The organism is Streptomyces pallidus (ex Mingjun et al. 2026), assembly GCF_051550185.1.
Lineage (GTDB): Bacteria > Actinomycetota > Actinomycetes > Streptomycetales > Streptomycetaceae > Streptomyces.
Map to the genome: position 1 here is coordinate 6,318,944 of NZ_CP196181.1, position 12,346 is coordinate 6,331,289.

Here is a 12,346-nt window from a genome sequence, read left to right on the forward strand (position 1 = left end):
GCCCTTCCGTCCAGGTCAGGCGGCCTGCGCGTGCCGGCTCCGCTGCAGCGGGACAGCGGCCGCGAGCCGCACCGGACGCGAGCCGGGCCCGCCCACGTGGGAGAACGGCTGGGTGCGCCAGTCCAGGCCCTGGGGCAGCGTCAGCATGACGACCTCCAGCTCCTGGGAGTCCGCGTCCGCCGATTCTGCGGCGGGCAGCGCGTCGGCGGCCGGACGGCCCGTACCCGCGCACACGGTCAGCCCGAACGGGTTCCACGGGCTCGGGCAGAGCGCGTGCTCCGGCAGGTACTCCTCGTCCGCGACGAGGGCGATCGGCTGGCCGCAGTCGGGGCAGATCGCGTGGCGGATCTCGAACCCCTCGCCGTCATCGAGGTAGTCGGCGTCGTCGGCGTAGTCGACCGCGCCGGGATCCAGGGGCTCCGGTTCGGTGCGACCGGTGCGCTTGGTGTTCTGCATGGATGTACTCCCCCTTGGGTGGGCCGGGCGGGCGATGTTCTTCGGCCTCGGCCACAGCAAGCACTTCCCGTCGCGCGGCACGAGTAACCACAACAAGCCGGCGCAGTAGGGCATACCCTTGTGGCTTTGGTCACATGCCCGCCGCAGGTGCCACTTGTGGGCGGACAGCACTGTGCCCGGACCGCTTTTGGGCCGTAGGTTGAGCGGCTATGAGCGCTATGGAGGAACTGGACCGCCAGATCGTGGATCTGCTGGTGCGGGACGGGCGGATGAGCTACACGGACCTGGGCAAGGCCACGGGACTGTCCACGTCGGCGGTCCACCAGCGGGTACGCCGCCTGGAGCAGCGCGGCGTGATCCGCGGCTACGCGGCCGTGGTCGACCCCGAGGCCGTCGGCCTGCCCCTGACGGCCTTCATCTCGGTCAAGCCCTTCGACCCCAGCGCCCCCGACGACATCGCGGACCGGCTCGCCGGCGTACCGGAGATCGAGGCCTGCCACAGCGTCGCCGGCGACGAGAACTACATCCTCAAGGTCAGGGTCGCCACCCCGCTCGAACTGGAGGACCTCCTCGGCCGGCTGCGCGCCCTCGCCCACGTCTCCACCCGCACCACCGTCGTCCTGTCCACCCCGTACGAGGCCCGGCCGCCCCGCATCTGACGTCGACGACCGGCGGCCCGCCGACGGGGGAGCGGGCCGGAACGCAGCGGGGGTGCGAGTCGGAACGCAGGCGGGCGCGAGCGGAACACAGGGGGGCGCGGTCGAACCGGCCCCCGCGAACCGGGAGACTGGTGCGCATGACTGACCGCACCGCCCCCTCCGCCGACGACGCCGGAGCAATCGCATCCGCCTCGGCCCCCGACCGGACCGTCCTCCTGCGCGGCGGCGAGGTCCACAGCCCCGCGGACCCGTTCGCCACCGCGATGGTCGTCGAACGCGGCCACATCGCCTGGGTCGGCTCCGAGGGCGCCGCCGACGCCTTCGCGCAGGGCGTGGACGAGGTCGTCGACCTCGACGGAGCGCTCGTCACCCCCGCGTTCACCGACGCGCACGTCCACACCACCTCCGCAGGCCTCGCCCTGACCGGACTGGACCTCTCCGGCGCCGCCTCGCTCACCGAGGCCCTCCAGATGGTCCGCGCCCACGCCGCCCGCCGCCCCGGCGACCGCGTCCTGCTGGGCCACGGCTGGGACGCCGCCCGCTGGCCGGAGCGCCGCGCCCCCCACCGCGCCGAGCTCGACGAGGCGGCCGGCGGCCGCCCGCTCTACCTCAGTCGCATCGACGTCCACTCCGCCGTGGTCACCACCGCTCTGCTGGACCTCGTCCCCGCCGTCACCGTCCGCGGCGACGAGCCGCTGACCCGCGACGACCACCACGCCGTCCGCAAGGCCGCCCTCGCCGCCGTCACCCCGGTGCAGCGCGCCGAGGCCCAGCGGGCCGCCCTCGACCACGCCGCCTCCCTCGGCATCGGCTCCGTCCACGAGTGCGGCGGCCCCGACATCTCCTCCGCCGAGGACTTCGCCGACCTGCTGAACCTCGCCCGGGAGCGGCCCGGCCCGCGGGTCTTCGGCTACTGGGCGGACCGCGACCTGGAGCAGGCCAAGGCCCTCGGTGCCATCGGCGCCGCCGGCGACCTCTTCGCGGACGGCGCCCTCGGCTCCCACACGGCCTGCCTGCACGCCCCGTACGCCGACGCCGCGCACTCCACCGGCACCGGCTACCTCGACGCGGCCGAGATCGCCGAGCACGTCACCGCGTGCACGGAGGCGGGCCTCCAGGCCGGGTTCCACGCCATCGGCGACGCCGCCCTCACCGCCGTCGTCGAGGGCTTCCGCACGGCGGCCGCCCGGCTCGGCCTCGCCCGCGTCCGCGCCGCCCGGCACCGCGTCGAGCACGCCGAGATGATGACCCCGCAGACCATCGCCGCGTTCGCGGAGCTGGGCCTGACCGCCTCCGTGCAGCCCGCGTTCGACGCCGCCTGGGGCGGCGAGGACGGCATGTACGCGGACCGGCTCGGGGCCGAGCGGGCCCGTACGCTCAACCCGTTCGCCGCCCTGCTCAAGGCCGGGGTGCCGCTGGCCTTCGGCTCCGACGCCCCCGTCACCCCCTTCGACCCCTGGGGCACCGTCCGGGCCGCCGCCTTCCACCGCACCCCCGAGCACCGCATCTCCGTCCGGGCCGCCTTCACCGCCCACACCCGCGGCGGCTGGCGGGCGCTCGGCCGTGACGGGGCGGGCGTGCTGGTGCCCGGCGCCCCCGCCGACTACGTCCTGTGGGAGACCGACGAACTGATCGTCCAGGCCCCCGACGACCGGGTCGCCCGCTGGTCCACCGACCCCCGCTCCGGCACCCCCGGACTGCCCGACCTGACCCCCGGCCGGGACCTCCCGGTGTGCCTCGCGACCGTCGTCGGCGGCCGGGAGGTGTTCGTACGGCCACAGGGGTGATCCGCCGGGGCCCGGGTTCGGTGCCCGCCGCCGCGCCCGGACAGGTTCGGCCGGGTCCACCACCCGACGTCCGTCCGGGCGGAACGGTCTGCCCGGCGCGCCCGCGCCTCGGGGGCGGCGGAAGGTTTCGCCGGGCGGCAGGTGGCCCGTGCCGGGGACCCGCGGTCCAGCAGACAACGGTCACGTCCGCCCGCATCCGGCGGGAGCCGTACCGGCCCGAAGGACCGCGGGCCCCGACCACTGTTCTAAAGTCATTCCCTGTGACAGGACGTACGAGAACACGAAGGCGGACCCAGTGAGCGACGGCGGACAGCGAGCCCACGGACCGCTCGGCACGACCTTGGTGATCATCCCGACCTACAACGAGGCGGAGAACATCGGGCCGATCGTCGCCCGCGTGCGCTCGGCCGTGCCCGAGGCGCACGTCCTGGTCGCGGACGACAACAGCCCCGACGGCACCGGCAAGCTCGCCGACGAGCTGGCGGCCGCCGACGACCACGTGCACGTCCTGCACCGCAAGGGCAAGGAGGGGCTGGGCGCCGCCTACCTCGCCGGCTTCACCTGGGGCCTGGAGCGCGACTACGGCGTGCTCGTCGAGATGGACGCGGACGGCTCCCACCAGCCGGAGGAGCTGCCGCGCCTGCTCACCGCGCTGGCCGGCGCGGACCTGGTGCTCGGCTCGCGCTGGGTGCCCGGCGGCCGGGTGGTGAACTGGCCCAAGAGCCGCGAGTTCCTCTCGCGCGGCGGCTCGACCTACTCCCGGCTGATGCTCGACGTCCCGATCCGCGACGTGACCGGCGGCTACCGCGCCTTCCGCCGCGAGACCCTGGAGGGGCTGGGCCTGGAGCAGGTCGCCTCCGCCGGGTACTGCTTCCAGGTGGACCTGGCCCGCCGGGCCGTGCGCGCGGGCTTCCGCGTCGTGGAGGTGCCGATCACCTTCGTCGAGCGGGAGTTCGGCGACAGCAAGATGAGCCGGGACATCGTGGTCGAGGCCCTGTGGCGGGTCACCCAGTGGGGCCTGCAGTCGCACGCGGCCAAGCTGGCCGGCCTGGACAAGCACCGCTCCCGGGGCAAGGGCGGGGCCTGACCCGCCTCGGGTCGGCACGGCCCGGCCGGCCGCCGGGCAACCCCTAGGGGTTGCCCGGTACCTCCGGCTGAGCCCGCTTTTATCCGGGCCCGGGCACACTGGATGACATGACGACCGGCGCACCCACTTCGACGGCCCACCGGCGGCGCTCGCCTGCCCGCACGTTCCTGCCCCTGGCGGTTGCCGCCTGGGTGGTCCTGGAGATCTGGCTGCTCAGCCTGGTCGCCGACGCGGCGGGCGGCCTCACCGTCGCCGCACTGATCGCCGGTGGGATCGTGCTCGGCGCCGTGGTCGTCAAGCGAGCCGGCCGCCGCGCCTTCAAGAACCTCACCGACACCGTCCAGCAGGCCCAGCAGGGGCAGCCGCCCGCCGCGCCACGGGCGGGCACGGGCAACGCCCTCACCATGCTGGCCGGCCTGCTCCTGATCCTTCCGGGCCTGCTCTCCGACGTGGCGGGCCTGCTGTGCCTGATCCCGCCGGTCCGGGCCCGGATAAGCCGTCGCGCCGGCAGCCTCCTGGAGCGCAGGATGTCCGCGGCTCGGGCAGGGAGCTTCGCCGGCGCCTTCCAGCAGGCCCGCATCCACCAGCCCGACGGCAAGGTCGTCCAGGGCGAGGTCATCCGCGAGGACCGGCCGGAACCGCAGCCCCGCCCGGGCTCGGACGCCGGGTACCGGCCGCCGCTGGCACCCTGATCCGCGTACGAGGACGAGTCCCGCCGGACGGGGTCGGGCCCGTACGCACGGGTCGAGCCCGAGCGCACAGGTCGAGTCCGGGTCGCACGGGGCAAGCCGAGGGCCCCCGCCACGGATTGTGGCGGGGGCCCTCGGCTTGTTCTCCTCGTCCGACCCTCGGGTGGACGTGTCGTCCGACCGTCAGGCGGACTTGCGGCTGTCCCGCGGGTGCACGGCGATGTTCATGGCACCGGAGCGCAGGACGGCCAGCCTCTCGGCCAGCACCTCCTCAAGCTCCTCGCGGGTACGCCGCTCCATGAGCATGTCCCAGTGCGTTCGCGCGGGCTTGCCCTTCTTCTCCTCGGGCCCGTCCCCGTCGACCAGGAGTGCCATGGCGCCGCACGCCTTGCACTCCCACTCCGGCGGAATCTCTGCCTCAACCGAGAACGGCATCTCGAATCGATGTCCGTTCTGGCATGCGTACTCCACCGCCTGGCGCGGGGCCAGATCGATACCGCGGTCCGTCTCGTAGCTGGTAACCACGAGCCGCGTACCGCGGAGAGCTCGCTCACTCATGAATCGTGCCTCCCGGGCTTGTCGCCCACAGGACAGGTGTCGCTGTCGTCGTCATCCGGTCAACGTCCGGTCGGCGGTATAGATTCCCGCTCCGGGTGATGCGTCGCCCGTCGTGCCGCCCCTTGTTGTACCCACCAATGCCCGTTTTGTCACATCTGGCAGCAGATGTCACCCAACGTCTTCACTTCTTCAGCGCGCAGTAACGGTCCGCCTGGCAGGCCAAAGGCGTACACTACCGGCCCTTTGCTTCGACGGCGAAATCCGTTCGGAAATCGCATGGAAATCCGGCCTCCGACCGCCCGCCGGACGGGGCCCGGCCATGTCCTGATCACGGCCGGGGCCGCCGTCAGATCCGCTCCGGAACAGGATTGCCCGCCGCCTCCACCGCGCGCCGCACCGGCACCCGGGCCAGCAGCACGAAACCCAGTGCGAAGAAGACCACCAGCGAGACGATCGCGTCGCGGTAGCTGCCCGTGACCTGGTACGTCAGGCCGAAGACCAGCGGTCCGACCCAGCTCAGGCCGCGGTCGCTCATCTCGTACGCGGAGAAGTACTCGGCCTCCTTGCCCGCCGGGACCAGGTGGGAGAACAGCGAGCGCGACAGCGCCTGGCTGCCGCCCAGTACCAGCCCGATCATCGCGGCGAGTGCGAAGAACCACATCGGGGTCCGCGCCGGCAGGAAGTAGCCGGCCCCGAGCGTCAGCGCCCACGCGGCCAGCGAACCCAGGATCGTGCGCTTGGCCCCGTAGCGGCCCGCGAGCCGGCCCATCGCCAGGGCCCCCGCCACCGCTAGGACCTGCACCAGCAGCACCGCGGAGATCAGCGTGGACTGTTCGAGCTCCAGCTCCTCCGCGCCGTAGACCGAGGCCTGCGAGATCACCGTCTGCACGCCGTCGTTGTAGATCAGGTACGCCAGCAGGAAGGACAGGGTCAGCGGGTAGCGCCGCATGTCCTTCAGCGTGGCGACGAGCTGCTTCCAGCCGCTGACGGCCGGGGCCGCACCCGGCTCGGGCACGACCGCCCGGTCCCGGAGCCGGCGCAACGGGATCAGCGCGAACGCCCCCCACCACAGGCCCGCCGAGGCGAGGCAGATCCGCACCGCCATGCCCTCGGACATCCCGAAGGTGTCGTGGCCCAGGTAGAGCGCGAGGTTCACGACCAGCATCAGCGAGCCCGCGGTGTAGCCGAAGGCCCAGCCACGCGAGGAGACGGTGTCGCGCTCGTCCGGGGTGGAGATCTGCGGCAGGTACGCGTTGTAGAGCACCATCGACACCGACAGCGCGGCGTTCGCGACGACCAGCAGCAGCCCGCCCAGCAGGTAGCGGTCGCCCTGGAGGAAGAACATGCCCGTCGTGGCCGCCGCGCCCACGTACGCGGCCACCGCCAGCAGCGGCTTCTTCCGGCCGGTCCGGTCCGCGAGCGCTCCCACCAGCGGCATGAGCAGCACGGCCAGGACCACCGACGCCGACACCGCGTACGCGAAGTACGAACCGGCCCGCACCGGAATCCCCAGCGGGTGCACGAACCCCTCGGGGTCCGCGGCCGCCTTCGCCACGGACGTCAGGTACGGCCCCAGGAACAGCGTCAGCACGCTCGCCGAGTACACCGACACGGCGAAGTCGTAGAAGTACCACCCCTGCTGTTCGCGTTTGCGCGAGGCCGCCGCAGCGGCCGGTCTGCCGTCCTCTGAGCCGGTCCCCGCCTCGTCCGTCGTCTGCGCACTCATGCGTGCCCCCTTGCGGTTCCGGTGTCGCGCGGTATTCCGGATACCGCGCGGCGGCCCCGCAGCCCTCTCAGGCCCAGGCCCCGCGCCGCTCCAGCACCGTGCGCAAGATGTCGATCCGGTCGGTCATGATGCCATCGACTCCCAGGTCGAGGAGAGCCTCCATACGTTCCGGATCGTTCACGGTCCACACGTGGACCTGCAGCCCCCGTGCGTGCGCGGCGCGCACGAACCGGCGGTCGACCACCCGGATCCCGCCCTGCGTCTCGGGTACCTGCGCCGCCACCGCGCCCGCCCGCAGTGCCGCCGGGATCGCGAACGAGCGCAGCCGCAGCCCGAGGATCCCGCGCACGCCGTACGAGGTCGCCAGCCGCGGCCCGGCGACCTTGTGGGCCCGCGCCACCCGGCTCTCCGAGAACGAACCCACGCACACCCGGTCCCACACCTGCGCCCGGGCGATCAGGTTGACCAGCGGGTACAGCGCCGACTCCGCCTTGATGTCGACGTTCCACCGGGCGTCCGGGAACTCCTCCAGCAGGTCCTCGAACAGCGCGAGCGGCTCACTGCCCCCCACCCGGACCTGCCGCAGTGCCTTCCACTGCTGCTCGCGGATCCGGCCCCGGCCGTCGGTCACCCGGTCCAGCGTCGCGTCGTGGAAGGCGACCAGCTTGCCGTCGGCCGTGGCGTGCACATCGGTCTCGAAGTACCGGTACCCGGCCTCGGCGGCCCGCCGGAAGGCCGCGGCGGTGTTCTCCATCCCGTCCGCGGCCCCGCCCCGGTGGGCGAAGGCGATCGGCGCGGGGTGGTCCAGATACGGATGGCGAAGGCTTGCGTGCGTCACCGCCGCAGTATGCCCCCTCCTCACAGCTCTCCGGCAGCCTCTTCGTGGAGCCCCGGTGAACGCCGGGGCAGCGTCCGGGTGCGGCGTCCGGGTGCGGGCGCGCCCGCGTGCCCCGACCCACGGGCGCGGCGGGCCCGTGCCGCACCGCGCCACCCCGCCCTGGCCCCAGCGGTCCCGCCGTGGCACCCTGAGCCTTCCAAGGCAATCCAATCCGGGGCGCGGTCGGCGCCCGGAGGGGCCAATCCGAGGAAGGTGGACCGGACGCGATGGCGGAGTGGACCTCGGCAGTGGGAGCCGCGCAGCTCGCGCGGCTCATCACCTCCCAAAACCAGCGGCCCGCCGTCCCCGGCGCGCGCAAGCCGCCCGCGTACCGCTCCCTGGCCGACGGGATCCGGCTGCTCGTCCTCGAAGGACGCGTTCCGGTCGCGGCCCGGCTGCCCGCCGAGCGCGAGCTCGCCGTCGCCCTGTCCGTCTCGCGCACCACCGTCGCCGCCGCCTACGAGGCCCTGCGCGGCGAGGGTTTCCTCGAATCCCGCCGCGGCGCCGGCAGCTGGACCTCCGTACCGGCCGGCAACCCGCTGCCCGCCCGCGGCCTGGAACCGCTGCCGCCCGAGTCCCTCGGCTCGATGATCGACCTCGGCTGCGCCGCGCTCCCGGCCCCCGAGCCCTGGCTCACCAAGGCCGTACAGGGCGCCCTGGAGGAACTGCCCCCGTACGCGCACACGCACGGCGACTACCCCGCCGGACTGCCAGCCCTGCGCCGGATGCTCGCCGACCGGTACACCGAGCGCGGCATCCCCACCATGCCCGAGCAGATCATGGTGACCACCGGGGCCATGGGCGCCATGGACGCCATCTGCAGCCTCTTCGCCGGCCGCGGCGAGCGGGTCGCCGTCGAGTCCCCCTCCTACGCCAACATCCTCCAGCTGATGCGCGCCGCAGGCCTCCGGCTCGTACCGGTCGCCATGGCCGACGGGCTGGCCGGCTGGGACCTGTCCGTCTGGCGGCAGGTGCTGCGCGACGCCGCCCCCCGCCTCGCCTACGTCGTCGCCGACTTCCACAACCCGACCGGCGCCCTGGCCTCCGCGGACCAGCGCCGGGCCATGGTCGAGGCCGCGCGCTCCGCCGGCACCGTCCTCGTCGTCGACGAGACCATGGCCGAGCTCCGGCTCGACCCCGACCTGGACATGCCCCGGCCCGTCTGCTCCTTCGACCCGGCCGGCTCCACCGTGATCACCGTCGGTTCCGCCAGCAAGGCCTTCTGGGCCGGCCTGCGGATCGGCTGGGTCCGTGCCGCCCCCGACGTGATCCGCAGCCTCGTCGCGGCCCGCGCCTACGCCGACCTCGGCACACCGGTGCTGGAACAGCTGGCCCTGAACTGGCTGATGCGGACCGGCGGCTGGCAGGAGGCCGTGGGGCTGCGCCGCGAACAGGCCCGGGAGAACCGGGACGCGCTGGTCGCCGCGGTGCGCCGGGAGCTGCCCGACTGGGAGTTCGAGGTCCCGCAGGGCGGGCTCACCCTGTGGGCCCGGGCCGGCGGGCTCTCCGGCTCGCGGTTGGCCGAGGTCGGGGAGCGGGTCGGCGTGCGGGTCCCCTCGGGCCCTCGGTTCGGCGTGGACGGGGCCTTCGAGGGCTACGTCCGGCTGCCCTTCACCGTCGGCGGGCCGGTGGCCGACGAGGCCGCGGTCCGACTCGCGGCGGCCGCCCGGCTGGTCGGCACGGGCGCGGGCGGCAGCGGCGCGGAGCCCCCGCGCACCTTCGTGGCGTAGCGCCTCAGGGGGCCTCCGCCGGGACCTCCGGGTTCCGGTCCGCGGCGCCGGTCTGCGGCCCCTGCCCCTGCGCCGGGGGCTGGACGTGCGGCGACTTGGTCGCAGGGGTCCGGTCGCCGGGGCCGCCGGCCGGGCCCCTGCCGCCCTGGCCACCGCCGCCCGGGCCAGGCTGTACGCGGGCCGGCAGCAGCTCCAGCACCGCCTGCCGGTGCGCCGGCTCCGCGTCCTCGTCGTACGGGTCCGGCGCCGCGGGTACCTGGAGGCGGTGCACCGGCCCGGAGCCGATCCGGGCGTACCCGCGGCCCGGCGGCACGTGCGCGGTCGGCGTGGTGTGCGGCGGCAGCCCCAGCACGTCGCCGATCTGCCGGGCCGAGGCGGGGCCGAGCACGACCCGGGCCCGCGTGTGCTGCCAGACCGCGTCGCCCAGGAGCTCCAGCTCGTCGAACTGCTCGGCCACCACCACCGTGACCCCTGCGGCGCGGCCGTGCCGCAGGGGTACCTGCAGCCGGCCGAACGGGTCGGGAGCCCCCTCGGCCGCCGCGACGTCGGCGAGCACGCCGGGCCGGTCCAGCAGGATCCACAGCGGCCTCCGGGCGTCCTCGGGGACGGGGCGTCCGGCCTCGCGGGCCCGGAGCGCGGCGACGAGGCGGCGCTCGGTCTCGTGCGCCGCCCAGTCCAGGGCGGCCAGCGCCCCGGCCGGCCCGCACTCCACGGCCGGGACGCCGCTGCGGCCCGACAGGCAGGAGAACTCGCCGCTGCCGCCGCCCTCGACGACCAGGACCTCGCCGCCGTGCCGCAGCGCCTGCAGGGCGATCGAGCGCAGCAGGGTGGAGGTACCGCTGCCCGGATGGCCGACGGCCAGCAGGTGCGGCTCGGCGGACCGCGGCCCGGTGCGCCAGATCACCGGCGGCGCGTCGCGCTGACCGCCTTCCTCCGCCACGGGCAGGGTGCGCGGCACGCCGTCCGCGTCGGTGAACCCCAGCACGGTCTCCGTGGGCGAGGTGACGAACGGCTGGACGACGGTGTCCGTCGGCAGGGGGTCCAGGACCCGCAGGTCCAGCCGGTTGCCCTCCTCGTCCCAGTCGAAGAGGTACTCCCGGCCGCGCCCGGACTTTGCGTGCAGCAGGGCCTCGATCCGGGCCCGGGAAGCGGGCTCGCCGTCCGTGAAGTACGCCGGGTAGCGGATCCGGAGCCGGGTGATCCGGCCCGCACCGTCGAAGGCGTGGTCGCTGAAGGCCCGCTGCCACTCCCCGCCGTGCGCGAAGAGCGGGCTGGGGTCCTCCGGGACGGCGAAGTAGGGCACGAGCGCCTCGTACAGGGAGGCGAGCCGTTCGAGCTCGGCCTCGCTCGGACCGGCCTTGACGGGGTTGCGCTCGCGGCCCCGCCAGGCCGCGGCCGCCATGAGGGCGGCCATGGCGAGGAGGGGACCGTAGGGGGCGAGCGCGAGGACGAGGACGACGGAAGCCGCCAGGAACAGGGCGGGACCGCGCCTGTCCTTGGGGGTGGCGGCCCACCGGCGTCGGGCGGCCGCGGCCAGGAGGCGCAGGCCGCGCGCGATGACCAGCAGCGGATGGAGGACGTCCGTGGCACCGTCGGCGGCCGTTCGGGCGAGCTCGCGTCCCCGGGCGGGCGACAGGATGCCGCTGCCGAGGAGGCGGGGGAGTGGGCGCCGGGCCACGGGCGTCTCCTGGAGGTGTGGTGCGGTGGGGGCGGGGGGGCTAGAGCTTGATCCCGCCGAGCAGGCTCGCGAGGCTCGCCGTACTCGCCGTGATGCTCGGGGCGATGGCGGATCCGGCGAGGAAGAAGCCGAACAGTGCGCAGACGAAGGCGTGGCTGAGCTTCATCCCGTCCTTCTTGAAGAAGAGGAAGGCGATGATGCCGAGCAGGACGACGCCTGAAATGGAGAGGATCATGAGGTTTTCTCCTGGTGGGTGGGGACAGTCACCATCAGTTGTCCCAAGCTCACAGGAAGTATCAATGCGATAAAAGGTGCGTACGGGTGAATTTCCGGTTCTTTCACTTGACCGGCTCAGCCCGGGCGGCCGGCCGGATCGCCGCGGGGCCCCAACTGTCGGCCGGAGGGTGCTCGCGCCGAGGACACGGACCCCGTCGGTGCAGGTCGGGGCGCTACCCTGGCGATTCACCCGAATGCACGCGCACGAGTGGAAGGCGGAACGCGACCGATGAGCGAGCACCAGCCCACCGACAGGGGATCCGAGGACGCCCCCGACGCGGACGTCATCGAGCTGGCCACCAAGGTCTTCGACCTCGCCCGGCAGGGCGAGACCGCCGTGCTCGCCGCCTACGTCGACGCAGGCGTCCCGGCCAACCTCACCAACGACCGCGGCGACACCCTCGTCATGCTGGCCGCCTACCACGGCCACGCCGAGACCGTCACGGCCCTGCTCCAGCGCGGGGCCGAGGCCGACCGCGCCAACGACCGGGGTCAGACCCCGCTCGCCGGAGCGGTCTTCAAGGGCGAGGAGGCCGTCATCCGAGCCCTCCTCGCCGCCGGGGCCGACCCGCACGCCGGGACCCCCTCGGCCGTGGACACCGCCCGCATGTTCGCCAAGGCGGACCTCCTCGAACTCTTCGGAGTCAAGTAGTCCGCTTCTGGGCGTGACCTGGCATGGTGTGACCCGGCGCCGAGCTCACGGGTTGGTCACGGCGGCCGTAAATGTGGTCGCGGCGCACAAACCGGCTGGGTCATCATGGCGTCGGATTCGATTCGCGAGCACGACGGACGGGCAGGAGGGGGCAGGACACGACGGACCGTG

Annotated in this window: 12 protein-coding genes; 6 read left to right on the forward strand and 6 right to left on the reverse strand. The window is 74.0% G+C overall.

The genetic code is table 11. The features are described from left to right. Positions 1-15: 15 nt before the first annotated feature. Positions 16-456: a hypothetical protein gene (locus ACSHWO_RS28100; RefSeq protein WP_361091265.1), complete on the reverse strand. Its 441-nt coding sequence runs from the start codon at positions 454-456 to the stop codon at positions 16-18. Positions 457-674: 218 nt separating this feature from the next. Here ACSHWO_RS28100 and ACSHWO_RS28105 point away from each other — a divergent pair, with 218 nt between their 5' ends. The 4 genes from ACSHWO_RS28105 to fxsA all read left to right on the forward strand — a co-directional run bounded on the left by ACSHWO_RS28105 (position 675) and on the right by fxsA (position 4,681). Further along, positions 675-1,115 carry an Lrp/AsnC family transcriptional regulator gene (locus ACSHWO_RS28105; protein ID WP_179178588.1) on the forward strand — a complete coding sequence of 147 codons (441 nt, stop codon included), beginning with the start codon at positions 675-677 and terminating at the stop codon, positions 1,113-1,115. A gap of 137 nt (positions 1,116-1,252) precedes the next feature. After that, positions 1,253-2,902 (forward strand): amidohydrolase, encoded by a 1,650-nt coding sequence (locus ACSHWO_RS28110; RefSeq protein WP_438316037.1) that lies wholly within the window; start codon positions 1,253-1,255, stop codon positions 2,900-2,902. Positions 2,903-3,197: 295 nt separating this feature from the next. Further along, positions 3,198-3,989 carry a polyprenol monophosphomannose synthase gene (locus ACSHWO_RS28115; RefSeq protein WP_385805282.1) on the forward strand — a complete coding sequence of 264 codons (792 nt, stop codon included), beginning with the start codon at positions 3,198-3,200 and terminating at the stop codon, positions 3,987-3,989. A gap of 107 nt (positions 3,990-4,096) precedes the next feature. After that, complete coding sequence (fxsA, locus tag ACSHWO_RS28120; RefSeq protein WP_361091259.1) at positions 4,097-4,681, forward strand: FxsA family membrane protein; 585 nt, start codon at positions 4,097-4,099, stop codon at positions 4,679-4,681. Positions 4,682-4,861: 180 nt separating this feature from the next. Here the strand turns inward: fxsA and ACSHWO_RS28125 are convergent, their stop codons facing one another. From ACSHWO_RS28125 to ACSHWO_RS28135, 3 genes are all read right to left on the reverse strand, one after another. Further along, a complete protein-coding gene (locus tag ACSHWO_RS28125; protein ID WP_007262928.1) occupies positions 4,862-5,236 on the reverse strand; it encodes an RNA polymerase-binding protein RbpA in 375 nt (124 codons plus the stop codon). Positions 5,237-5,582: 346 nt separating this feature from the next. Continuing rightward, entirely contained in the window at positions 5,583-6,962 is a 1,380-nt protein-coding gene (locus ACSHWO_RS28130; RefSeq protein ID WP_385805284.1) for an MFS transporter, read from the reverse strand. Between the two features lie 67 nt (positions 6,963-7,029). Next, entirely contained in the window at positions 7,030-7,800 is a 771-nt protein-coding gene (locus tag ACSHWO_RS28135) for a glycerophosphodiester phosphodiesterase (RefSeq protein ID WP_438316043.1), read from the reverse strand. Positions 7,801-8,066: 266 nt separating this feature from the next. On the opposite strand from ACSHWO_RS28135, the gene ACSHWO_RS28140 reads away from it, so the two are divergent. Further along, positions 8,067-9,569, forward strand: coding sequence for a PLP-dependent aminotransferase family protein (locus ACSHWO_RS28140; RefSeq protein WP_438316046.1), 1,503 nt, complete (start codon positions 8,067-8,069; stop codon positions 9,567-9,569). 4 nt (positions 9,570-9,573) lie between these two features. On the opposite strand, the gene ACSHWO_RS28145 is transcribed toward ACSHWO_RS28140, so the two are convergent. Together ACSHWO_RS28145 and ACSHWO_RS28150 are read right to left on the reverse strand one after the other, a co-directional pair. After that, on the reverse strand, positions 9,574-11,247 hold the full coding sequence (locus ACSHWO_RS28145; protein WP_385805286.1) for a hypothetical protein: 1,674 nt from the start codon (positions 11,245-11,247) through the stop codon (positions 9,574-9,576). 40 nt (positions 11,248-11,287) lie between these two features. Continuing rightward, the gene (locus ACSHWO_RS28150; RefSeq protein ID WP_030162614.1) at positions 11,288-11,482 is read right to left on the reverse strand and encodes a hypothetical protein; all 195 of its coding nucleotides are present in this window, start codon (positions 11,480-11,482) and stop codon (positions 11,288-11,290) included. A 270-nt stretch (positions 11,483-11,752) separates the two neighbouring features. Here ACSHWO_RS28150 and ACSHWO_RS28155 point away from each other — a divergent pair, with 270 nt between their 5' ends. After that, a complete protein-coding gene (locus ACSHWO_RS28155) occupies positions 11,753-12,175 on the forward strand; it encodes an ankyrin repeat domain-containing protein (protein WP_361091244.1) in 423 nt (140 codons plus the stop codon). Positions 12,176-12,346: the final 171 nt, after the last annotated feature.

Coding starts and splice junctions, on each gene's coding strand:
- ACSHWO_RS28125 (WP_007262928.1), bottom strand. CDS start 5,236: ATGAGTGAGCGAGCTCTCCGCGGTACGCGGCTCGTGGTTACCAGCTAC.
- ACSHWO_RS28130 (WP_385805284.1), bottom strand. CDS start 6,962: ATGAGTGCGCAGACGACGGACGAGGCGGGGACCGGCTCAGAGGACGGC.
- ACSHWO_RS28105 (WP_179178588.1), top strand. CDS start 675: ATGGAGGAACTGGACCGCCAGATCGTGGATCTGCTGGTGCGGGACGGG.
- ACSHWO_RS28150 (WP_030162614.1), bottom strand. CDS start 11,482: ATGATCCTCTCCATTTCAGGCGTCGTCCTGCTCGGCATCATCGCCTTC.
- ACSHWO_RS28140 (WP_438316046.1), top strand. CDS start 8,067: ATGGCGGAGTGGACCTCGGCAGTGGGAGCCGCGCAGCTCGCGCGGCTC.
- fxsA (WP_361091259.1), top strand. CDS start 4,097: ATGACGACCGGCGCACCCACTTCGACGGCCCACCGGCGGCGCTCGCCT.
- ACSHWO_RS28155 (WP_361091244.1), top strand. CDS start 11,753: ATGAGCGAGCACCAGCCCACCGACAGGGGATCCGAGGACGCCCCCGAC.
- ACSHWO_RS28100 (WP_361091265.1), bottom strand. CDS start 456: ATGCAGAACACCAAGCGCACCGGTCGCACCGAACCGGAGCCCCTGGAT.
- ACSHWO_RS28110 (WP_438316037.1), top strand. CDS start 1,253: ATGACTGACCGCACCGCCCCCTCCGCCGACGACGCCGGAGCAATCGCA.